This is a genomic window from Pelagerythrobacter sp. (assembly GCF_041912895.1).
Lineage (GTDB): Bacteria > Pseudomonadota > Alphaproteobacteria > Sphingomonadales > Sphingomonadaceae > Pelagerythrobacter.
The window spans coordinates 57,441-79,442 of record NZ_JAYSGI010000001.1; the positions used below are offsets into that span (position 1 = coordinate 57,441).

The following is a 22,002-nucleotide window of genomic DNA, read 5'->3' on the forward strand; positions in this document are numbered from 1 at the left end:
GGGACTGGCGGCCTCGGACAGTCCACGATAGGAGCGGGCGCGAAGGGAGCGGACAATGCTGGGCACCGTGCTGTCGATCATCATGCTGGCGGGGATCGCGCTGATCGTCGGCGCGGTCTTCCTCTGGCGCAAGGGCGGCTCGCGCAAGCAGGTGCTGCTGATGATCGTGATGGCGCTCGTGTGCTTCGCCAACGTCGCGATCTGGACGGTGCCCGACGCGAGCGGCGACGCCCCGGCCGACAGGGTCGAACGGGGCGTCGGCAACTAGTTCATTCGGGCAGGCGCCAGGAAACCGCGCTCGAATAGCTGCCGGGCGCCTTCTCGCCCTGCGCGTCGCGCGCCGGATCGAAGCGCGCGCGGCGCGTCACGAGATCGCAGGTCGCCCGGTCGAGTTCGGCATGGCCGCTCGACCCGGTAACCGTGCATTGCGCCACCCGGCCATCGGCGCCGACCTGCACGCGGAAGCGCGCGACGCCGGTCAGCTCGCGGCTGATCCAGCTGCTGCGATAATCGCCGGTCGTGACCCACCGCGAGGTGTCGTTGCTCGGCTTCGCTGCGATTGCATCGAAACGCGGCGTCGACTGGCCCGAAGGCGTCGGCCCCGGTGTAGGAAAGGCCTCGAGCTCGATCGGTTTCAGCGGCGGCAGCGGATCATCGACGATCGTGATGAGCGGATCGTCGCTGACGAGATCCACCGGCGTATCCGGCACGTGGACGTAGCTTTGCGAGGTGGCGGGTTCGTCGACAATTTCGTCGGGCTTGGGCGGCGGCGGGGGATCGATCGGAACTTCGGTCACCGTCTCGCCGGTCAGGCTCGGCACCGTTTCGATCACCCCGGTCGCCTGCAACCCGAACAGCAGCGCGTAGGCGAGCGCGCCGTGCACCGCGACCACCCCGGCGATCGATTTCGCCCGGTCCTGCGGCGATCTTGCATCCATATAAGCCATTGCCCGTTCTCCTCTCTCCAGCCGTGACCGGTGAGCCGGTCCGGCGCTCTTCCGCGAAAGAATGATACAACGTTACAGTTGGAGGCGCAAGATCAACCGCCTGGGATGCCTGCGAGCGAAATCAGTCGTGGTCCGGGTGCTGTCTGCTGGTGTGACGGATCGCAGCGGCCCACTCGGCGCGATCGCCCGCCTCGGTCGCGCCTTCGTCGCGCAGCGCGGGCAGCGCTTCGAACCACGGCAGGCGCGATTCGGTGCCCATCTGCGACTGCGGCGCGAAGGCGGCGGGATCGTCGAGCGAGCCGATGGTCAGGTTGGTCCGCCCCGCCGCGAGCGAATGGTAGAACAGCGGTGTACCGCATTGCGCGCAGAACCCGCGTTCGACCCCGGCGCTGCTCTCGAACGTGGCGGGCGCGCCGCGTGTCCATTCGAGTGCGTCGTCGGGCGCGGCCACCAGCGCGGCGAACGGCGCGCCGGTTGCCTTCTGGCACATCCGGCAGTGGCACACGTGCGCGTTGTCGAGCATTGCCGAGGCGCGGTAACGCACCGCGCCGCACTGGCAGCCACCGGTCGCGACGATCGGTAGCCGCCGCATCGCGCTCACTTGATCGGGCAGGCGGGGTCGAGCCGGAAATCGAGATAGTTGTCGACCGAGGCCATCAACTCGTCGTTCTCGTTCTCGAAGAAGTGATTGGCGCGCGGGATTTCCTCGTGGTGGATCGTGATGTGCTTCTGCGTGCGCAGCTTTTCCACCAGCTTGGTCACCGCGCCCGGCTGCACCACCGTGTCCGCCGCGCCCTGGATGAAGATGCCGCTCGCGGGGCACGGGGCGAGGAAGCTGAAATCGTACATGTTGGCGGGCGGGGCGATCGAGATGAACCCGCGGATCTCCGGCCGGCGCATCAGCAGCTGCATGCCGATCAGCGCGCCGAAGCTGACGCCCGCGACCCAGGTGGTCTGCGCTTCCTGATGGATCGACTGGACCCAGTCGAGCGCCGAGGCGGCGTCGGACAGTTCGCCCACGCCGTTGTCGAAGCTGCCCTGGCTGCGGCCGACGCCGCGGAAGTTGAAGCGCAGCACCGCGAACCCGCGGTCGACGAAGGTCTTGTAGAGCCGCTGCGTGATGCGGTCGTTCATCGTCCCGCCGCCCTGCGGATGCGGGTGCAGGATCATCGCGACCGGCGCGCGCGGGCGCGGGGGAGGGGAGAAACGGCCTTCGAGACGGCCTTCGGGGCCGGGAAAGATGACTGAGGGCATCGGGTGATCCTGCCGGAATTGAGCTATCCGCAGCGGGCCGGGTGGCGCGCGCGAAGTCGCGGGCTATATAGTGCGGCCCCCTGAAATCGCAATTGTTTCGAGCATCGTCCCATTCCCGAGCGCATCTACCTCGATCACGCCGCCACCAGCCCGCTGCGCCCCGAGGCGCGCGCCGCGATGGAGGAGGGGTTTCGCCTGTGGGCGAACCCCTCCAGCCCCCACGCCGAAGGCCGCAAGGCGAAGGCGGCGCTGGAGGATGCGCGCGAGCGGGTGAAGCGTGCGCTCGGCTGGCAGGGCGAGGTGATCTTCACCTCGGGCGCGAGCGAGGCGCTGGCGATCGGGCTGGGCAGGGCGAAGGTCGAACGGCGGCTTGCTAGCGCGGTCGAGCACGATGCGGTGTTCCGCGCTGCGCCTGACCCCGAGGTGCTGCCGGTACGCGGCGGCGCGATCGATGCGGAGGCACTGGGCGGCGGCGAACGCGCGATCGCCGCAGTGCAGCACGTCAATTCGGAAACCGGCACCTGCCTGCTGCGCGACGGCGACGGCCTGCTGCGGCAGGTGCGCGAAGCAGGCGGGCTGCTGTTGAGCGACTGCGCGCAATCGGCGGGCAAACTCGCTCTGCCCGATGCGGACATGGCGGTCGTCTCGGCGCACAAGTTCGGTGGGCCGATCGGCGTCGGCGCGCTGCTGGTGCGCGATTTCGCGATGCTCGAACCCACCGGCGGGCACGAGCGCGGCTATCGGCAGGGGACCGAGAACCTGGCCGGCGCGATGGGCATGGCGGCGGCGCTCGAAGCGGGCGGGATCGCAAGCTGGCGCACCAGCGAAGCGCAGCGGACCGATTTCGCGGCCGCGTTGGCGGGCGAGCGCATCGCGCCCGGCCTGCAGACCTCGCACATCGTCGCCATCGCGCATCCCTCGCTCAGCGCGCAGGCGCTGCTGATCCGCCTCGACGCGCTGGGCTTCGCGGTGTCGGCGGGCAGCGCATGTTCCTCCGGCACGCTGAAGAAAAGCCGCGTGCTCGAAGGCTTCGGGGTGCCCGACGACGTGGCCGCGCGCACGATCCGCATAAGCCTCGGCTGGAACACCACCCCGGAGCACCTCGAACGGTTTGCCGAAGCGTGGACAGCGCTCGGCTGAGCATTATGGAAGCGTCATGATCTACCTCGATTATCAGGCCACTACTCCGCTCGCGCCCGAGGCGCGCACGGCGATGCTGCGCTGGCTCGACGGGCCGGAGGGCGCCGGGTTCGGCAATCCGCACAGCCCGCATCGGATGGGGCGGCAGGCGGCCGCCGCGGTCGAGGTCGCGCGCGAGCGGGTCGCCGCGCTGTTGCCGCCGGGCGGGCGGGTGCTGTTCACCGGCAATGCCTGCGAGGCGATCAACCTCGCGATGCGCGGCTCGGATGGTGTGCGAAAGCCGGGCATTGCCTATTCCGCGATCGAGCACGCGGCGGTGCGCGATACGGCGATGGCGCTCGGCGAGGCCGCCGAAATCCCGGTCGATGCCGAGGGTCTGACCGATCCCGCCGCCGCGCTGCCGGAAAATACCGGCCTCGTCGCCGTCATGGCGGTCAACAACGAGATCGGCACCGTGCAGGCGGTCGCCGAATGGCACGCCCGCGCGAAAGCCGCCGGCGCGCTGTTCCTGTGCGACGCGGTGCAGGCCTGCGGCAAGATGGCGGTCCCCGTGGCCGACATGATCGCGGTCAGCGCGCACAAGATGCACGGGCCCAAGGGCATCGGCGCGCTGTGGGTGCGCGACGGGCTGGAGCTCGATCCGCAGATCACCGGCGGGCTGCAAGAGGGGGCGCGCTCGGGCACGCTCAGCCCCGCGCTCTGCGCCGGCTTCGGCGCCGCCGCGCAGCGCGCCGCCGAGCGGATGGAGGAGGACGCCGCGCATATCGAGGCGCTGTGGACGCGCGCGCGCGACCTGTTCGCCGGATGGGCGCTGAACGGCAGCGCCGAGGCGCGCTGGCACGGCAATCTCAACCTGCGTTTGGAAGGTCTCGACGTGAACCGCCTGATGAGCGAATGCCGCGAGGTGATGTTCTCCGCCGGATCGGCCTGCGCCAGCGGCTCGGGCCGGACGAGCCACGTACTGAAGGCGATCGGGCTTTCCGACGCGCAGGCGAAAAGCTCGATCCGCCTCGGCTTCGGCCGTTACACGACTATGGACGATCTCGAACGCGGCGCCTCCGCGATCGTCGCGGGCGCCAAGGCGCAAGGCCTGTGACAGTGCGCGTCCGCTTCGTCACCACGAAGGGCGATCCGGTCGAGGCCGAGGGCGCCGTGGGCCTCCCGTTGCTCGAAGTCGCGCAGGCCGCCGGAATGCCGTTGGAGGGCACTTGCGAGGGCCAGATGGCCTGCTCCACCTGCCACGTGATCGTTGCGCCCGAGTGGTTCGACCGCCTGCCCGAAGCGAGCGAAGAAGAGGAAGACATGCTCGACCTCGCCGCCGGGGCCTGCCGCACCAGCCGCCTGTCCTGCCAGATACTGGTGTCCGAAGCCCTCGACGGCCTCGAAGTCCGCGTCCCCCCGGACAGCCACGACATGCGCGGGCGCTAGGCGGTTTCGCCCACGATCTTCCGGCCGATCCTGCGGCCGAGCCAGACCAGTCCGGCGATCGGGCCGAGGATCGCGCCGAGCACGATCAGTGCGGCGACCAGGAAGCCGAGGATCGACCCAAGCGAGCCGACCGCCGCGCGCACCGGCGAGAGGAAGTCGTTCGCCACCAGCGCGCCGCTCTCGTAGCGCACATCGACCCGGCTGTAGGCGACGCGGCCCTGCATCTCGCGCAGCCAGTTTCGCGCCTGGTCGATCTCCTGATTGACTTCGGCCACGCTGCGTTCGGCCGCGACCAGTTCCTGCAAGCTCCCGCGCCGGGTGCGCAGCACGCCCATCAGCCGGTCGCGCAATTCGGTTCGCGCGCGTAGCTGCGCCTCGGTGTCGACGATCGCCTTCGACACTTCCTCGGTCGCGATCTCGGCGGAAATCTGGACACCGCCACCAGCGAACACACTCTCCTGGAAATCCTCTGCCGCATTGCGGCCTCCTTTTCGCCATTATTTTGCCACAATTGCGCCGCAATTCCACTAGCGTCAAGCGCAGATATGCGAAGGGCCCCGCCGCAATCAGCGACGAGGCCCTGCGAAACGGCGGATTTTCAGGTGGTTGTCAGGCCGCTTCGGTCACTTTCTCCAGTTGCGCGATCAGCGCCTTCGAGAACGCCGGAATGTCGTCGGGATTGCGGCTGGTGATGATGTGACCATCTTCCGCGACTTCCTTGTCGACCACATTGCCGCCCGCGTTGGTGAGGTCGGTGCGGATCGAGGGCCAGCTCGTCACGGTCTTGCCCTTCACCACGTCCGCTTCGACCAGCAGCCAGGGGCCGTGGCAGATCGCGGCGATCGGCTTGCCGTCGCGGTCGAATTCGCGGACGATGTTCACCGCGCGCTCGTTCATCCGCAGCACGTCCGGGTTGATCTGGCCGCCGGGCAGCAGCAGCGCGTCGTAATCGCCGGTGCCGACCTCGTCGACGGTGATGTCGACCTTGACCTCGTCGCCCCAATCCTTCTCGGCCCAGCCGCGGATTTCGCCGTCTTCGAGGCTGGCGACGGTGGTTTCGAAGCCGGCCTTCTCCAGCGCTTCGCGCGGTTTCATCAGTTCGGATTGCTCGAAGCCATCGGTGGCGAGGATGAGTACGCGTTTCATGGGTATTTCCTTTCGTTTCGGGTTGTCGGTGCAACGCATGGGGGAAGCGCCTCGTTCCGCCGCTTCCAGCCCGCGCGGCGCGCTGCTAGGGCGATCAGCATGGCCACCGTTCAAGACGAGAAAGACCCGTTCGACGCGATCGTCGATGCGCCATTCGATTCCGCGCTGGAGGAACGCTATCTCGTCTACGCGCTGTCGACGATCACCGCGCGCTCGCTGCCCGACCTGCGCGACGGGCTGAAGCCGGTCCACCGCCGCCTGCTGTGGGCGATGCGGCAGTTGAAGCTGAACCCGACCGATGCGTTCAAGAAATCCGCCCGCGTGGTGGGTGACGTGATCGGCAAGTACCACCCGCACGGCGATGCCAGCGTCTACGACGCGATGGTCCGCCTCGCGCAGGATTTCGCGCTGCGCTATCCGCTGGTCGAGGGGCAGGGCAACTTCGGCAACATCGACGGCGATAACGCCGCCGCCTACCGCTACACCGAAGCGCGCCTGACCAGGACCGCGCTGCGCCTGATGGAAGGGCTGGACGAGGGCACGGTCGATTTCGTCCCGACCTACAACGGGGAAGACAGCGAGCCCGACATCTTCCCCGGCCTGTTTCCCAATCTGCTCGCCAACGGGGCCAGCGGGATCGCGGTCGGCATGGCGACCAATATCCCGAGCCACAACGTCGCCGAAATAATCGACGCCACGCTGGAGTTGATCGACAACCCGCATGTCGAGCACGCGCGGCTGATGGCGCTGTTCCAGGGGCCGGATTTCGCCACCGGCGGGCTGATCGTCGACAGCCCCGATGCGATCGCCCATGCCTACGAAACGGGGCGCGGGTCCTTCCGCATCCGCGCGCGCTTCCACGCCGCCGAAGCCGAAAAGGCGGAAGATCGCGATGCGGGGATCGAGCGGCTGGGCGGCGGCCAATGGCAGCTCGTCGTCAGCGAAATCCCCTATCAGGTGCAGAAGGGCAAGCTGATCGAACAGATCGCCCAGCTTATCGCCGACAAGAAGCTGCCGATCCTCGAGGATATCCGCGACGAGAGCGACGAGAACATCCGGCTGGTGTTCGTGCCGCGCAGCCGTAACGTCGATCCCGAACTGCTCAAGGAATCGCTCTACAAGCTGAGCGATCTGGAAACGCGCTTCGGCCTCAACCTCAACGTGCTCGACGCGCAGGAGGGCACCGGCCGCACCCCGATGGTCATGGGCCTGAAGGAATTGCTGACCCACTGGACCGCGAGCCAGATCGACATTCTGCAACGCCGCAGCCGCCACCGGCTCGAACAGATCGCGCGGCGGCTGGAACTGGTCGAAGGCTACATCGTCGCCTTCCTCAACCTCGACCGGGTGATCGAGATCATCCGCACCGAGGACGAACCCAAGCCGGTGATGATGGCGGAATTCAACCTCACCGACCGGCAGGCCGAGGCGATCCTCAACATGCGGCTGCGCAGCTTGCGCAAGCTGGAGGAAATGCAGCTGCGGCAGGAGAAGGACGCGCTGCTGAAGGAGCAGGACGAGCTGGAAAAATTGCTCGGTAGCCCCGCTCGCCAGCGCACGCGGCTGAAGCGCGACCTGACCGCGCTGCGCAAGGAATATGCCGAGGACACGCCGCTCGGCCGCCGACGTACCACGATCGCGGAAGCCGCGCCCGCGGTCGAATTCAGCATGGACGCGATGATCGAGAAGGAGCCGGTCACCGTGATCCTCAGCCAGAAGGGGTGGATTCGCGGCGCGCGCGGCCATGCCGATCTGGCGAGCGACTGGAAGTTCAAGGAAGGCGACGGTCCGGCCTTCGCGCTTCACGCGCAGACCACGGACAAGCTGCTGGTGGTGGCGGGCGACGGGCGTATCTACACGCTCGGCGCGGACAAGCTGCCCGGCGCGCGCGGCTTCGGCGAACCGATCCGCAACACGATCGACATCGATCCGCAGACGCAGGTCGTCGGCCTGATCGTCCATCGGCCGGGCGGGCAACTGCTGCTCGCCGCGACCACCGGCAAGGGTTTCGCCGCCGCGACCGACGAGATCCTCGCCGAAACCCGGAAGGGGCGGCAGGTGGTGAACCTGAAGGCCGGCGCGCAGCTTCGCGTCGTGCGCGAGATCGCCGCCGAGCACGATCACGTCGCGGTCGTCGGCGACAATCGCAAGCTCGTCGTGTTCAACCTGGAGGAACTGCCGATGCTCGCGCGCGGGCAGGGCGTCACGCTCCAGCGCTATCGCGACGGCGGGCTGAGCGATGCGACCACCTTCACCCTTGCCGAGGGGTTGAGCTGGGCGATGGGCGGCGAGACCGGCCGCACGCGGACCGAAAACGACATCTGGCAATGGAAGGTCGCGCGCGGTGCTGCGGGGCGCCTGCCACCGCAAGGCTTCCCGAAGGACAATCGGTTCTAACTATACAGGCAGCAAAAAAGCCGGGCTCGCCATCGCGCGCCCGGCCTTCCTGATATCAAAACCCCGGTGAGAGGCCTGTCCGATTACTCGGTGGTCGCTTCCGCGGCGGCGTCGGTCGCCGTGTCCGCGGCGGGCGCTTCGGTCTGCGCGGTCGCGGCGGCACCGCCGGCGGCGGCGGCCTGGTCGATCTGCGCGTCGGTGAACAGCACCATGAGCTGGCCGGCCTGGTTGACCGCGAAGTGCTCGCGAAGCAGGTTCACGTCGCCTTCGGCGCGGGTGACGATCACGGTGTTGCCGTTGACGCTCTTGACCGTGCCCAGCGGCTGGTTGTCGGCGGTGAGGACCGGCGCGGCGGCCACCAGTGCGGTGTCGCGCTGCGCGTTGGCGGCAGCCATCTGCTCGGCGATCATCGCGTCGAGCTGGGCCTTGGTGACGGTGATCGTCGGGCCGTTCTCGCTCGTGCCGAAGGCGTTGGTCGGCAGCGGGGCCTTGTGCGTGCCGGTGTCGAGCGTGACGACGCCATTGGCGACGCTTTCGACGGTGCCGACCGGGTTGCCTTCGGGGCCGTACACGGTCGCGCCGACGGTGACGTCCTGCGCGTGAGCAGCGGTGGCGAGGCCGGCGGCGGCGACGGCGGCGAGGGCAAACTTGGTGAACTTCATGAAATCACTCCGTATCTAAAGTACAATCAACGTGATCGATGCGGGCGAACCCGCGGGAAAGGGCGAAACAGGGATGCGAGCGCGCCGCTGCGGCAGGGATGCCGTCGGCGCATTGCACCGCCGCTGGAAAGCGACAGAGGCCCAAACACCCAAATTGGGGTCGAGGTTCCATCGCAAGCTGTGCATACGATGGCAACACGGCTGTTATAGCATGGCCACATTAGCCCACGATGAAGCGCGTCAGTCGCGGTCCAGCGCTTCGTCGAGCATCTGCAACACCCGCTCGCGCGGCGGAAAGCCCTCGGCGATCCAGCGCGCCTCGATCTGCTGCAGGATGCGCGCGATGTCCGGCCCGGCTTCGACCCCCCGCGCGACGATCTCGCCGCCTTTCAGCGGGAGACGGGGCACGTCCCAGCCGTGCAGTTCGGCGATGTTTCCGTCGCCGAGCAGGAGCCGGTCGGTCGCGCAGTCGATCCCCTCGCGATAGGCGAGCGCGCGCGGGTCTTGCGTATCTGCCGCGCCGCGCGCGGCGGCGCAGGCGATCCGTTCGCGCTGCGCCTTCGACAGCCGCAGGCGCGAGGCCACCGTCTCCGCCACCGGCGGCAGCGCGGGCAGCAGCGCGGCGAGGCGGCGCACCGGATGCGGCGCGATGCCAGCCGCGCGTTCTGCCGCGACGAGGTTGCGCAGGGCCGCGATGCCCTTGCCGTTCACCTCGGGCAGCACGACCGGCAGCACGCCCAGCGCGAGCATCCGCTCGACCGTGTCGGAGGGGTCGGGCAGCGCGAGCAGGGTCAGCAGCTCGCCCGCGATCCGTTCGCGCGACAGGCCCTTCAGCGTGCCCGCGAGTTCGGCGCAGGCGTCTTCCGCCTCGGGGTCGAGCCGCGATCCGAAGCGCGCCTGGAAGCGGAAGTAGCGCAGGATGCGCAGGTGATCCTCGCGGATGCGTTCGCGCGCATCGCCGATGAAGCGCACGCGCCGCTCCGCCAGGTCGCCGAGCCCGCCGAACCAGTCCGAAATCTCCAGCGTATCGGGCGCGGCGTAGAGCGCGTTGATCGTGAAATCGCGCCGCGCGGCATCCTCGCGCCAGTCGCTCGCGAAGGCGACCGTCGCGCGCCGGCCGTCGGTCGACACGTCGCGGCGCAGCGTGGTCACCTCGACGTTGCCGCCCGGCAGGATCGCGGTGACGGTGCCATGGTCGATCCCGGTGGGCACGGTGCGAATACCCGCCGCGCGGCATCGCTCGATCACCGTATCGGGGGTCAGCGGGGTCGCCCCGTCGACATCGTATATGTCCGCGCCCAGCAGCGTGTCGCGCACCGCGCCGCCGACCCAGCGCACGTTATCGGCGCCGAGCGCCGCGACCAGCGCCGCGAGATCCTCGCGCGCGGTCCATGGGGCGGGTGGCAGGCGCTCAGGCATCGAACAGCGCCCGATATTCGATCCGCCGCGACAGGTTGGCGATGATCGCGGCGGTTACGCCCCAGATGCGGAAGCCTTCGTAATGATATTCGAGATACGTGCGCATCGCACCCTGCCAGAACACTTCGTGCTCGGCCCAGTTCGCACGGTCGAGCAGCAGGTCGAGCGGCGCTTCGAACCAAGCCTCCACCTCGCCCGGATTGGCGACCAGCGGCAGGTCGGGCGGGACCACGCCGAGCACCGGGGTGATGTCGAACCCGGTGCCTGTCTGGTAACGGTCGGTCGCGCCGATCACGCGCACGTCGGACGGCCGCAGCGCGAGTTCCTCGTCCGCCTCGCGCAGCGCGGCCTCGATCGCGTTTTCGCCCGGATCGATCTTGCCGCCGGGGAAGGCGACCTGCCCCGGATGATCGCGCATGTCGTTGGGGCGCTGGGTCAGGATCACGCCGGGGACGGGGCGATCGGTGACGGCGATCAGCACCGCCGCGTCGGCCGAGCGATCGGCGTCGGCGAAGCGCGCGTCGGTCATCAGGTCGGGAATGTCCGCCGCGTGGCCCTGCTCGAACAGCGCCGCGAGACGGTCGAACAGCGCGCTCATTCGGGCAGCAGCGACCAGCGCTCGCCGCCGCTGGAGACGTGGGTGCCGTCGCCCTCGGCCAGCGCGATTTCGGCGAGCTGGAGCCAGGTGCTGCGGTTGAGCTGCGCCTCGCACCCCCGCCGCACCCCCAGGTAGATCGCCGGTTCTTCCGCGCTACCGCCCGCGCGCAACGGATGCTGCGGCCCGGCGACGACCAGCTCGTCGGTGTTCAGCCGGAACGCGAGATCGCCGTCCTTGCGCACCACGTCGGTCGCGACGAAGGCCGCGTCCTCGACTTCGATCGACAGCTTCTCGAACGGGGTGACGAGCCAGTGCTGCCCGCCATCGTCGCGGGTCAGCAGGCCGGCGAACGCGCGCACCATCGCCTGCCGCGTGAGCGGGCTGCCTTCGTGAAACCACGTGCCGTCCCCCGCGATGCGCATCGCGCTGTCGCCGGTCTTTTCCGGGCTCCAGTCCTCGACCGGCGGCAGCTTGCGCGCGGCGACATGCGCGGCGATCTGATCGAGCGTGAGGCCGGCGAGTTCGGGCGGGGGTTCGTAAGGCATTGCGACAGGAGCGTTGGCAGATTGCCGGGATCGCTTCAATCCTGCCACGGCCCCAGCATGCCTTCGGCCGGGAGCACCGCCGGGTTGTCACACCGCACCAGCAGGCGGGCGGGGTCGAATGGACCGGGGCAGTGCCACCCGCCCGCAGGCGCCGCGATGAAGCCGAAGAAGCGCCCGTAGTAGTCCGCGTCGCCGATCATCACCTGCGGCAGCGCGCCCGCGTCCAGCGCGCCCAGCGCGGCGAGCATCAGCGCCTTGCCATAGCCTTCGCCCTGCCGCTCGGGCACGACCGCGACCGGGCCGACCATCAACATCGGATGCGCGCGGCCTTCCGGGTCGGTCAGCGCGACGGGCCAGAGCTGAATCGTGCCGACGAGATAGCCGTCGTCGTCCGCCGCCGCGAAGCTCAACGCGGGCAGCCAGTCCGTCCCTTCGCGAATGCGATAAGCGGTGCGCGCGTGGCGGTCGGGCCCGAACGCACGGTCGAGCAGCGCCTCGATCAGCGCGGGTTCGACGGTGGCGAGGGGCGCGATGGTGGCCATAGCCGCGCGCCGTTACGGGCGAGGCGCGGGCCTGTCGATCAATTTCGCCTTGGCCCGCGCAGCGCCGCGCTTGTCGCTCAACCGCCGGGCACCATGCGGATCAGCCGCCCGCCGTCGCCGTCCTCGAGGATCCATAACGCGCCGTCGGGGCCTTCGACGATCTCGCGCACTCGCCGTTCGAACGGATAGCGGGCGACCTCGCGTGCCGTCTCGCCATCGATCGCGACGCGCACGATGGCGGTGGGGTCCATCGCGGCGATAATCGCCTGCCCCTGCCACTCCGGCCACAGCTTGCCCGAATAGAACACGAAATCGCCCGGCGCGATCACCGGGTTCCAGCTGATCGCCGGGGCGTGGAATTCGGGACGTGTGGAGTGCGGCGGAATTTCCTCGCCGTCGTAATGATCGCCTTCGGAGACCAGCGGCCAGCCATAGTTGTCGCCCTGCGCGACGAGGTTGAGCTCGTCGCCGCCCGCCGGACCGTGCTCGAGATCCCACAGCCGCCCCTGCGCGTCGAAATGCAGGCCGAGGATATTGCGGTGGCCGTAGGACCAGATTTGGTCCGAGGGGCTGCCGCGATCGGCGAACGGATTGCCCGGCGCAGCCTTTCCGTCCAACGTCAGCCGCAGCACGCTGCCGAGGTTGTTCGACAGATCCTGCGCGGGCTGCATCTTCTGCCGGTCGCCCGAAGCGAGCCACAGGTGCTGCCCGTCGGGCGCGATGGCGATGCGATGCGAGAAATGGCCGCGCCCGGTCACCTTGGGGTCCTGCCGCCAGATCACGTTCAGTCCCTCGATCGCGCAGCTTTCGGCGGCGGCGCAGTTGAGCGTGCCCTTGCCGAGCACGGCGCCGCGGGTGTCTCCGTCACCGGCTTCCACCCAGGTCAGATAGATCGTTCGGCTGCCGACGGTGCCTGCGCTCTCGGACGGCAGGAAGGCGATATCGCCGAACCCGCCCTGGCCGCCGTAGTCGACCTCGGGGGTGCCGGTCACGTTGCCGGTCCGTCCGGTCGCGGTGTCGACGAACTTCATCGTCCCGCCCTTTTCGGTGATGAACAGCGTCTGCGTCCCGGGAGCGAAATCGGCGGCCCACGGCTCGTCGAACGCGCCGAACGAGCGGGTGCTGAAATCGCTACTGGAAGTGACGGTCACAGGTTCGCCCGCATCGGCCGTACCGCCGGCAGGCGGCGGCGTGGTCGGGGCCGGGGTCGAGGACGTATCCCCCGATGGCTGGCCGCTGCAGCTTGCGGCGAACAGCAGGCAGGGCGATAGAGCGGCGGCAAGGATCGCATTTTTTGTCATGTTCAGCGCAACTCCCCAATACGCATTTGGCTCCGGCCCGCTGGTCGTCGGCGTGGACGAGGCGGGGCGCGGGCCACTGGCCGGGCCGGTTGTGGCTGCTGCCGTGGCGCTGTGCAAGCCGCGACCGGCAGGGCTCGACGATTCCAAGAAACTCTGCGCCGCGACCCGCGGGCAGCTCGACCTCTCGATCCGCCGGCGTTGCGCCTGGGGCGTGGGCGTGGTCGAGGTCGAGGAGATCGACCGGCTCAACATCTTCGGCGCGACGATGCTGGCGATGACGCTGGCGGTCGCGCGCCTCGCCGAAGCACTGGCGCGCGAGCCCGACGAAGTACTGGTCGACGGCAACCTCACCCCGCATGGCCGCCGCCCCGAATGGCGCTGGGGGGCGCGCGCGATCGTCGGCGGCGATGCCAAGGAGCCGGCGATCTCGGCCGCCTCGATCGTCGCCAAGGAATGGCGCGACCGCATGATGATCGCCGCCGCGCGCGAACATCCGCACTACGGGTGGGAGCGCAACAAGGGCTACGGCACGCGCGACCACATGGCCGCGCTGCGCACCCACGGCCCGACCCCGCTCCACCGCCGCAGCTTCGCTCCGGTGGCGCAGATGGAATTGCTGTAACGGGTTCGATTTCGCGCCAAGACGCGAAGGCGCGAAGAGATTGGACGTCCCCGCGCCGAAGGCGGATCCACTGCCAACGCTGCATCGGACAATCGCTAGCGGCTTCGCCGCAAGAAAGGCATCTTGGCGCCTTCGCGTCTTGGCGCGAAAAAGTCTCTCCGCGGCCTCTGCTCCTCTGCGATCTCTGCGTGAACCCGAAACAACCGCCCGGCGAGTCTTCGCGGCAACACCTACACGATATCGAGTCCATCGGAATCGTGCAGACTCAACATCTTGTGGCAAACTCCTTTCGTTCCGCCGCAAGTTACCAGGCGTTAACCATATGCCGCGACAATTCCCGGCTTGACGCGGAGTCCGCTTGGACTCACCCTGTGGATAAGTTGAATCGGACGGGGGTAATCGATGGGGGTCGTGGAGACCACGAAGACACGCATGCTGCGCGAGGCCGAGCCGGTCGCCGCGCCGCGCGAACTGGCGGTGAAGGCGGCGCTGCCGCAGGATTTGCCGGTCGGGCAGATCCTCGACGGCGACTGCGTCGAGGCGATGCGCCGCCTGCCCGATGCGAGCGTGGACCTCGTGTTCGCCGATCCGCCCTACAACCTCCAGCTCGGCGGCGATCTCAACCGGCCGGACGGCAGCCACGTCGATGCCGTGACCGACGATTGGGACCGGTTCGACAGCTTCAAGACTTACGATGATTTTACAAGGGCCTGGCTCGCGGAAGCGAAACGAATTCTCAAGCCCGACGGCGCGCTGTGGGTGATCGGCAGCTATCACAACATCTTCCGCGTCGGCGCGATCCTGCAGGATCTGGGCTTCTGGATTCTCAACGACGTCGTGTGGCGCAAGGCCAACCCGATGCCCAACTTCAAGGGCACGCGCTTCACCAACGCGCACGAAACGCTGATCTGGGCGAGCCAGGGCGAGAAGGCGAAGTATCACTTCAACTATCGCGCGATGAAGACGCTGAACGACGAACTGCAGATGCGCAGCGACTGGGTGCTGCCGATCTGCGGCGGGGCCGAGCGGCTCAAGGAAGGCGGGCACAAGGTCCACCCGACGCAGAAGCCCGAGGCGCTGCTCTACCGCGTGCTGCTCGCGACGACCGAGCGCGGCGACGTGGTGCTCGATCCGTTCTTCGGCACCGGCACCACCGGCGCGGTCGCCAAGCGACTGGGCCGCGAATGGATCGGCTGCGAGCGAGAGGGCGGGTACCGCGAGGCCGCGATCAAGCGGATCGAGAAGGAGCTGCCGCTCGACGAAAGCGCGCTCCAGACCATGCAGAGCCGCAAAGCCGCGCCCAAGGTGGCGTTCGGCGCGCTGGTGGAAAACGGCATGATCGCGCCGGGCACGCAGGTGTTCGACAAGAAACGCCGCTGGACCGCCACCGTGCGCGCCGACGGCTCGCTCGCTTTCGGCAAGCAGACCGGCTCGATCCACGGCCTCGGCAAGGAGCTGCAAGGCGCGCCGAGCTGCAACGGCTGGACCTTCTGGCACTACGAGGCGGGCGGCCCGAACGGCATCGAGGTCAAGCCGATCGACGCCGCGCGGCAATTGCACCTGCTGGCGGTGGAGGATTGAAAACTTGTCGTTCACCCGAGGTGTGGTAGATTCGATAGCATGAACGAGAATGTCGAAAATCTCGTGCTCGAGCACCTGCGAGCCTTGCGTGAGGAAAGCGCGGAGATCCGAAGCGATATCCGTGAGGTCAAGGCGCGCCTGAGTTCGATCGAAACCTCGTTCGCTCGGTTCGGACGCGATGTCGCGCACAATTATTCCGAGCAGGTCGACGATCGTCATCGGCTCGACGAGTTGAGCGATCGTATCAGGCGGATCGAAAAGCGTCTCGAACTGGTCGACTGAACCGGCCGACATGCTCGTGGCCGGCTCTCGCTGTCCTACATCGCGATCTGCCGCTAAACCGCCTGCATGACCTTGTCGGACCTCATTTCATGCCCGCCTGACCTGCGCCCCGCGCGCCCCGAGTTTTTCTCTCCAGGACAGTGTAACAACCGGTCCATGTCACACCATATCATCGGAACTGCGAGTCGATGAGCGAGCGCGTCTATCTCCAGCCGATCGGCCTCGCCGCGAGTCCGCAGAGCGAGGAGGGCGACTGTGTCCGCCTCGCCGGCGGCATGGTCTATGCGCACCGCTTCGCCGCGATCGTGCGCCGCGAGGGCCGGGTGGCCGAGCGACTGCGCTTCACGCCGGAAGCCGCCGCCGAGACGTTCGCTCTTCTGCCCGAGGCGCTCGGTGCCGAGGCGGAGGCGCAGTGGGCGAACCTCACGCTCGCGCATCCGCCGCTACAACTGGGCGAGCGGACGGTGCGGCTCGATCAGCCGCAGATCGTGGGCATCCTCAACGTCACGCCCGACAGCTTCTCCGACGGCGGCAAGTTCCTCGACCGGCCCGAGGACGGGCGGGACCATGCCGCCACGATGCTCGAGAGCGGGGCGGCGATCGTCGACATCGGCGGCGAGAGCACGCGCCCCGGCGCGCCCGCGGTGTGGGAAGGCGACGAGCTGAAGCGCGTGATCCCCGCAGTCGAATACTGCGCTGCGATGGGCGCGGCGATCAGCGTCGACACGCGCCGCCCGGCGGTAATGGACGCCGCGCTCCACGCCGGGGCGCATATCGTCAACGACGTCTCCGCATTGCGCCACGATCCGCGCAGTCTCGAACTCGTCGCCGCGCGCGCCTGCCCGGTGGTGCTGATGCACGCGCCGGGGGAAGGTGAAAATCTGCATTCGGGCGGGGACTACGCCGACGTGGTACTCGACGTGTTCGACTGGCTGCGCGAGCGGCGCGACGCGGCGGTGGCGGCGGGCGTCGCGCGCCAGAACATCGTGCTCGATCCCGGCATCGGCTTCGGCAAGTCGCTGGCCGAGAACCTGGCGCTGGTGAACGCGCTGCCCCTCTTCCACGCGCTGGGGGCACCGCTGCTGCTCGGGGCGAGCCGCAAGCGGATGATCGGCGCATTGTCGGGCGAGGCGCCCGCGCATCTGCGGATGGGCGGCAGCCTCGCGCTCGCACTGGCGGGGATGAACGCCGGGGTCCAGTTCCTGCGCGTCCACGACGTCGCCGAAACGGTCCAGGCGCGCAACGTCTGGCGCGGCCTGCGCGATGCAGCGCTGACCGATTTCGCGCAGATGCCGGGCTAGCGGGCGGGCGTGTGTTCGCTTGACCTGCGCCCCGAATCCCCCTAGGGGCGCGGCCATCCGAAGCGGGCGGCAATCCGCGTCGGCCAGATAGAGCTGAACATTGCCGGTCATGTCCCGGGGGCCTTGGCGTATCGCGCCGAAGGCTCTTTTCTATTGAAGCTGCGAAGCTTCGGGGCAGCCGTCAAAGTAACCCGGCGTCCGTGACCCGGGTGGAGTGTTTCAAGCTCGTGCGATTGCCTCGCCTCGCGGCGGCTTCGGCCCCGCGTGCGGCGCGCACGGTCTTCTCTCCACCTCGGCCCAGTGGCGCCACCACACGGTGAAGAGAGAAAGTCTTAATGCCGACGATCAACCAGCTGGTCCGCAAGGGCCGCGTTCCGCAGAAGGCCAAGTCGAAGGTCCCTGCGATGGAGCAGAACCCGCAGAAGCGCGGCGTCTGCACCCGCGTCTACACGACGACCCCGAAGAAGCCGAACTCGGCGCTGCGCAAGGTCGCCAAGGTGCGCCTTACCAACCAGCGCGAGGTCATCTCGTACATCCCGGGCGAAGGCCACAACCTGCAGGAACACTCGGTCGTGCTGATCCGCGGCGGCCGTGTGCGCGACCTTCCCGGCGTGCGCTACCACGTGCTGCGCGGCGTGCTCGACACCCAGGGCGTCAAGGACCGCAAGCAGTCGCGTTCCAAGTATGGTGCCAAGCGGCCCAAGTGACCTGACAGCCTCCGGCGTCAGGTCATCCTGAACTCGTTTCAGGATCCATGGCTCCGCAGGCGAAGGTTCCAGAAGTTCAAGCGCCGCACCAAACCTCCCGATGGACCCTGCAACAAGTTCAGGGTGACGGGAACAGGGGAGCGGAGGCTGCAAGACAAGGAAGAGACCAATGAGTCGTCGTCGTCGTCCCGAGAAGCGGGAAATCCTGCCTGATCCCAAGTTCGGAGATCAGGTCCTGTCGAAGTTCATGAACAACCTCATGTACGACGGCAAGAAGTCCGCTGCCGAGCGTATCGTCTATGGCGCGCTCGACACCGTGGAAGCCAAGGCCAAGGCTGATCCGATCGGCCTGTTCCACGACGCGCTGAACAACATCAAGCCGCAGGTCGAGGTCCGTTCGCGGCGCGTCGGCGGTGCGACCTATCAGGTGCCGGTCGAGGTTCGCCCCGAGCGTGCCCAGGCGCTGGCGATCCGCTGGCTCATCACTGCCGCGCGCGGCCGTGCCGAAACCACGATGTCGGCGCGCCTGTCGGGCGAGTTGATGGATGCGGCGAACAACCGCGGCAACGCGGTCAAGAAGCGCGAAGATACCCACCGCATGGCCGACGCGAACCGCGCGTTCAGCCACTACCGCTGGTAACGCGCGCGCCGGTCGAGGCGTGCCCGGCACCGGCTGGGCACGTCTTCAACCGGTCACACAGTTAACTATATGGGGCGCGACACCGCCCCGAACCGCAAGGAAATCCACATGGCCCGCGACTATCCGCTGGAGCGCTATCGCAACATCGGCATCATGGCGCACATCGATGCCGGCAAGACCACCACGACCGAGCGTATCCTCTATTACACCGGCAAGTCCTACAAGATCGGCGAAGTCCACGACGGCGCCGCGACCATGGACTGGATGGAGCAGGAGCAGGAGCGCGGGATCACCATCACTTCCGCCGCCACGACCACGTTCTGGCAGGCGGAAGACGGCGAGGGCCCCAAGCACCGAATCAACATCATCGACACCCCCGGCCACGTGGACTTCACCATCGAGGTCGAGCGTAGCCTGCGCGTGCTCGACGGCGCGGTCGCGGTGTTCGACGGCGTCGCGGGCGTGGAGCCGCAGTCGGAAACGGTGTGGCGCCAGGCCGACAAGTACGGCGTGCCGCGGATGTGCTTCATCAACAAGCTCGACCGCACCGGCGCCGATTTCTATTACTGCGTCCAGTCGATCATCGACCGCCTCGGCGCGACGCCGCTGGTGCTCTACCTGCCGATCGGCATGGAGAGCGACCTCAAGGGCGTGGTCGATCTCGTCAACAATCGCGGCATCGTGTGGGAAGACGACGGCCTCGGCGCGACGTTCAACTACGTCGACATCCCCGAGGAACTGGCCGACAAGGCCGCCGAATACCGCGAGAAGCTGATCGAGACCGCCGTCGAGCAGGACGACGACGTGATGGAGCAGTACCTCGAGGGTAACGAGCCCGACGCGGCGACGCTCAAGAAACTCATCCGCAAGGGCACGATGGCGCGCGCCTTCGTGCCGGTGCTGTGCGGCTCGGCGTTCAAGAACAAGGGTGTCCAGCCCCTGCTCGACGCGGTGGTCGACTACATGCCGTCGCCGCTCGACGTGCCGGCGATCAAGGGCGTGCTGCCCGACAGCGACGAGGAGCAGACTCGCCCCTCGAGCGATGATGCGCCGTTCTCCGCGCTGGCGTTCAAGATCATGAACGATCCGTTCGTCGGCTCGCTGACTTTCACCCGCATCTATTCGGGCAAGCTGGCCAAGGGCCAAGTCCTGAACTCGGTGAAGGACAAGAAGGAAAAGATCGGCCGCATGCTGCTGATGCACTCGAACAACCGCGAGGACATCGAGGAAGCGTTCGCGGGCGACATCGTCGCGCTGGCCGGGATGAAGGACACCACGACTGGCGACACGCTGTGCGATCCGTCCAAGCCGATCATCCTGGAACGGATGGAATTCCCCGAGCCGGTCATCGAACTGAGCGTGGAGCCCAAGACCAAGGCCGACCAGGAAAAGATGGGCGTCGCGCTCAATCGCCTCGCCGCCGAGGATCCGAGCTTCCGCGTCTCGACCGACCACGAATCGGGTCAGACGATCATCAAGGGCATGGGCGAGCTTCACCTCGACATCCTGGTCGATCGCATGAAGCGCGAGTTCAAGGTCGAGGCCAACGTCGGTGCGCCGCAGGTGGCCTACCGTGAATCGCTCGCCAAGGAAGTCGAAGTCACCTACACCCACAAGAAGCAGTCGGGTGGTTCGGGTCAGTTCGGCGAGGCGAAGGTTCGCGTGATCCCCGGCGAACGCGGCCAGGGCGTGATCTTCGAAGACAACATCAAGGGCGGCAACATCCCCCGCGAGTACATCCCTTCGGTCGAGAAGGGCATGCGCGAGCAGGCGGAAAGCGGCTATCTGGTGGGCTTCCCGATCATCGACTTCACCATTGAGCTGATCGACGGCAAGTACCACGACGTCGACTCGAGCACGGTGGCCTTCGAGATCACCGGGCGCGGCGCGATGCGCGAGGCGGCGCAGAAGGCCGGCATCAAGCTGCTCGAGCCGATCATGAAGGTCGAGGTCGTGACCCCCGAGGACTATCTCGGCGACGTCATCGGCGACCTCAACAGCCGTCGTGGCCAGATCCAGGGCACCGACACGCGCGGCAACGCCCAGGCGGTTGAAGCCAACGTGCCGCTCGCCAATATGTTCGGCTACGTCAACGAGTTGCGCTCGTTCACGCAAGGGCGTGCGCAGTACTCGATGCAGTTCTCGCACTACGACGAAGTGCCGGCGAACGTGGCGCAGGAGGTCAAGGAGAAGCTTGCCTAAGATTGGGCAAGCGTCTAGGGGCGGCGCCTGATTCCCCGGGGCCGCCCGTGACCTGGTGAAATTCAAATCTGACAGACAGAGGTTACAAGCAAATGGCTAAGGAAAAATTCCAGCGTAACAAGCCGCACTGCAACATCGGCACCATTGGTCACGTCGACCACGGCAAGACCACGCTGACCGCCGCGATCACCAAGGTCATGGCCGAAGAGCACGGCGGCGCCGCCGTCGACTTCGCGAACATCGACAAGGCCCCCGAAGAGCGCGAGCGCGGCATCACCATCTCGACTGCGCACGTCGAGTACGAGACCGATGCGCGCCACTATGCGCACGTCGACTGCCCGGGCCACGCCGACTACGTGAAGAACATGATCACCGGTGCCGCCCAGATGGACGGCGCGATCCTGGTCGTGAACGCCGCCGACGGCCCGATGCCGCAGACCCGCGAGCACATCCTGCTCGCCCGTCAGGTCGGCGTGCCTGCGCTGGTCGTGTACATGAACAAGGTCGATCAGGTCGACGACGAGGAAATCCTCGAGCTGGTCGAGCTGGAAGTGCGCGAGCTGCTGTCGAGCTACGACTTCGACGGCGACAACATCGCGATCGTCAAGGGTTCGGCGCTGGCCGCGCTCGAAGGCCGTGACGACGAGATCGGCAAGAACTCGATCGTCGAGCTGATGAAGGCGGTCGACGAGCACATCCCGCAGCCCGACCGTCCGGTCGACAAGCCGTTCCTGATGCCGATCGAGGACGTGTTCTCGATCTCGGGCCGCGGCACCGTCGTGACCGGCCGCGTCGAGACCGGCGTCGTGAACGTGGGCGACGAAGTCGAGATCGTCGGCATCAAGGATACCTCGAAGACGACCGTCACCGGCGTCGAGATGTTCCGCAAGCTGCTCGATCGCGGCGAAGCCGGCGACAACATCGGCGCGCTGATCCGCGGCGTGGGCCGTGAAGACGTCGAGCGCGGCCAGGTTCTGGCCAAGCCCGGCACCGTCACCCCGCACACCGAATTCAGCGCCGAGGTCTACGTGCTGTCGAAGGACGAAGGCGGCCGTCACACGCCGTTCTTCGCCAACTACCGCCCGCAGTTCTACTTTCGCACCACCGACGTGACCGGTGAAGTGATCCTCCCCGAGGGCACCGAGATGGTCATGCCGGGCGACAACGTCACGATCGGCGTCAAGCTGATCGCGCCGATCGCGATGGACGAGGGCCTGCGCTTCGCCATCCGCGAAGGCGGCCGGACCGTCGGTTCGGGGGTTGTCAGCAAGATCACGAAGTAATATAG

Annotated in this window: 23 protein-coding genes and 1 pseudogene; 13 read left to right on the forward strand and 11 right to left on the reverse strand. The window is 67.6% G+C overall.

The window, feature by feature from the left end; genetic code table 11:
• Positions 1–55: 55 nt before the first annotated feature.
• Complete coding sequence (locus ACE3QC_RS00300) at positions 56–268, forward strand: hypothetical protein (protein ID WP_374405074.1); 213 nt, start codon at positions 56–58, stop codon at positions 266–268.
• A gap of 1 nt (position 269) precedes the next feature.
• Here ACE3QC_RS00300 and ACE3QC_RS00305 read toward each other — a convergent pair whose 3' ends face one another.
• The 3 genes from ACE3QC_RS00305 to ACE3QC_RS00315 all read right to left on the reverse strand — a co-directional run bounded on the left by ACE3QC_RS00305 (position 270) and on the right by ACE3QC_RS00315 (position 2,201).
• Positions 270–947 carry an energy transducer TonB gene (locus ACE3QC_RS00305; RefSeq protein ID WP_374405076.1) on the reverse strand — a complete coding sequence of 226 codons (678 nt, stop codon included), beginning with the start codon at positions 945–947 and terminating at the stop codon, positions 270–272.
• Between the two features lie 121 nt (positions 948–1,068).
• Positions 1,069–1,539, reverse strand: coding sequence for a GFA family protein (locus tag ACE3QC_RS00310; RefSeq protein ID WP_374405078.1), 471 nt, complete (start codon positions 1,537–1,539; stop codon positions 1,069–1,071).
• Positions 1,540–1,544: 5 nt separating this feature from the next.
• Positions 1,545–2,201: an alpha/beta hydrolase gene (locus tag ACE3QC_RS00315; RefSeq protein WP_374405079.1), complete on the reverse strand. Its 657-nt coding sequence runs from the start codon at positions 2,199–2,201 to the stop codon at positions 1,545–1,547.
• 177 nt (positions 2,202–2,378) lie between these two features.
• Between ACE3QC_RS00315 and ACE3QC_RS00320 the strand changes: the two genes are divergently transcribed.
• From ACE3QC_RS00320 to ACE3QC_RS00330, 3 genes are read left to right on the forward strand one after another with little or no spacing between them, the layout of a single operon-like run.
• On the forward strand, positions 2,379–3,341 hold the full coding sequence (locus tag ACE3QC_RS00320; protein ID WP_374405081.1) for a cysteine desulfurase family protein: 963 nt from the start codon (positions 2,379–2,381) through the stop codon (positions 3,339–3,341).
• A gap of 16 nt (positions 3,342–3,357) precedes the next feature.
• Entirely contained in the window at positions 3,358–4,437 is a 1,080-nt protein-coding gene (locus ACE3QC_RS00325; RefSeq protein ID WP_374405083.1) for a cysteine desulfurase family protein, read from the forward strand.
• A gap of 2 nt (positions 4,438–4,439) precedes the next feature.
• Positions 4,440–4,769, forward strand: a complete 330-nt coding sequence (locus ACE3QC_RS00330) for a 2Fe-2S iron-sulfur cluster-binding protein (RefSeq protein WP_374406592.1) — start codon at positions 4,440–4,442, stop codon at positions 4,767–4,769.
• On the opposite strand, the pseudogene ACE3QC_RS00335 reads toward ACE3QC_RS00330, so the two are convergent.
• Positions 4,766–5,227, reverse strand: a pseudogene (locus ACE3QC_RS00335) (DUF4349 domain-containing protein); the annotation flags it as partial. The gene ACE3QC_RS00330 and the pseudogene ACE3QC_RS00335 sit on opposite strands and share 4 nt — an antisense overlap.
• Positions 5,228–5,378: 151 nt before the next feature.
• The gene (locus tag ACE3QC_RS00340; protein ID WP_374405084.1) at positions 5,379–5,915 is read right to left on the reverse strand and encodes a type 1 glutamine amidotransferase domain-containing protein; all 537 of its coding nucleotides are present in this window, start codon (positions 5,913–5,915) and stop codon (positions 5,379–5,381) included.
• Between the two features lie 99 nt (positions 5,916–6,014).
• Here ACE3QC_RS00340 and parC point away from each other — a divergent pair, with 99 nt between their 5' ends.
• Complete coding sequence (parC, locus tag ACE3QC_RS00345; RefSeq protein ID WP_374405085.1) at positions 6,015–8,312, forward strand: DNA topoisomerase IV subunit A; 2,298 nt, start codon at positions 6,015–6,017, stop codon at positions 8,310–8,312.
• A gap of 83 nt (positions 8,313–8,395) precedes the next feature.
• Here parC and ACE3QC_RS00350 read toward each other — a convergent pair whose 3' ends face one another.
• From ACE3QC_RS00350 to ACE3QC_RS00375, 6 genes are all read right to left on the reverse strand, one after another.
• Positions 8,396–8,974 (reverse strand): hypothetical protein, encoded by a 579-nt coding sequence (locus tag ACE3QC_RS00350; protein ID WP_374405086.1) that lies wholly within the window; start codon positions 8,972–8,974, stop codon positions 8,396–8,398.
• A 240-nt stretch (positions 8,975–9,214) separates the two neighbouring features.
• Positions 9,215–10,393 carry a CCA tRNA nucleotidyltransferase gene (locus tag ACE3QC_RS00355; RefSeq protein ID WP_374405087.1) on the reverse strand — a complete coding sequence of 393 codons (1,179 nt, stop codon included), beginning with the start codon at positions 10,391–10,393 and terminating at the stop codon, positions 9,215–9,217.
• On the reverse strand, positions 10,386–10,991 hold the full coding sequence (locus ACE3QC_RS00360) for a CoA pyrophosphatase (protein ID WP_374405088.1): 606 nt from the start codon (positions 10,989–10,991) through the stop codon (positions 10,386–10,388). The genes ACE3QC_RS00355 and ACE3QC_RS00360 overlap by 8 nt, the downstream gene beginning before the upstream one ends.
• Positions 10,988–11,536, reverse strand: coding sequence for a DUF1285 domain-containing protein (locus tag ACE3QC_RS00365; protein WP_374405089.1), 549 nt, complete (start codon positions 11,534–11,536; stop codon positions 10,988–10,990). Before ACE3QC_RS00365 ends, ACE3QC_RS00360 begins: the two co-directional genes overlap by 4 nt.
• 35 nt (positions 11,537–11,571) lie before the next feature.
• Entirely contained in the window at positions 11,572–12,078 is a 507-nt protein-coding gene (locus ACE3QC_RS00370) for a GNAT family N-acetyltransferase (RefSeq protein WP_374405090.1), read from the reverse strand.
• 77 nt (positions 12,079–12,155) lie between these two features.
• Positions 12,156–13,379: a PQQ-dependent sugar dehydrogenase gene (locus ACE3QC_RS00375; protein ID WP_374405091.1), complete on the reverse strand. Its 1,224-nt coding sequence runs from the start codon at positions 13,377–13,379 to the stop codon at positions 12,156–12,158.
• Here ACE3QC_RS00375 and ACE3QC_RS00380 point away from each other — a divergent pair.
• The 8 genes from ACE3QC_RS00380 (at position 13,378) to tuf (ending at position 21,997) form a co-directional block, all read left to right on the forward strand.
• The gene (locus ACE3QC_RS00380; protein WP_374405092.1) at positions 13,378–14,001 is read left to right on the forward strand and encodes a ribonuclease HII; all 624 of its coding nucleotides are present in this window, start codon (positions 13,378–13,380) and stop codon (positions 13,999–14,001) included. The two genes, ACE3QC_RS00375 and ACE3QC_RS00380, sit on opposite strands and share 2 nt — an antisense overlap.
• 402 nt (positions 14,002–14,403) lie before the next feature.
• Positions 14,404–15,582, forward strand: coding sequence for a site-specific DNA-methyltransferase (locus ACE3QC_RS00385; protein ID WP_374405093.1), 1,179 nt, complete (start codon positions 14,404–14,406; stop codon positions 15,580–15,582).
• Positions 15,583–15,621: 39 nt separating this feature from the next.
• Entirely contained in the window at positions 15,622–15,864 is a 243-nt protein-coding gene (locus ACE3QC_RS00390; protein WP_374405094.1) for a hypothetical protein, read from the forward strand.
• A gap of 188 nt (positions 15,865–16,052) precedes the next feature.
• On the forward strand, positions 16,053–17,165 hold the full coding sequence (gene folP, locus ACE3QC_RS00395; RefSeq protein WP_374405096.1) for a dihydropteroate synthase: 1,113 nt from the start codon (positions 16,053–16,055) through the stop codon (positions 17,163–17,165).
• Between the two features lie 335 nt (positions 17,166–17,500).
• A complete protein-coding gene (gene rpsL / locus ACE3QC_RS00400; protein WP_006831873.1) occupies positions 17,501–17,872 on the forward strand; it encodes a 30S ribosomal protein S12 in 372 nt (123 codons plus the stop codon).
• A 169-nt stretch (positions 17,873–18,041) separates the two neighbouring features.
• Complete coding sequence (gene rpsG / locus ACE3QC_RS00405) at positions 18,042–18,512, forward strand: 30S ribosomal protein S7 (RefSeq protein ID WP_374405097.1); 471 nt, start codon at positions 18,042–18,044, stop codon at positions 18,510–18,512.
• A gap of 108 nt (positions 18,513–18,620) precedes the next feature.
• Entirely contained in the window at positions 18,621–20,714 is a 2,094-nt protein-coding gene (fusA, locus tag ACE3QC_RS00410) for an elongation factor G (protein ID WP_374405099.1), read from the forward strand.
• A gap of 92 nt (positions 20,715–20,806) precedes the next feature.
• Positions 20,807–21,997 (forward strand): elongation factor Tu, encoded by a 1,191-nt coding sequence (gene tuf, locus ACE3QC_RS00415; RefSeq protein WP_374405100.1) that lies wholly within the window; start codon positions 20,807–20,809, stop codon positions 21,995–21,997.
• Positions 21,998–22,002 lie beyond the last annotated feature (5 nt).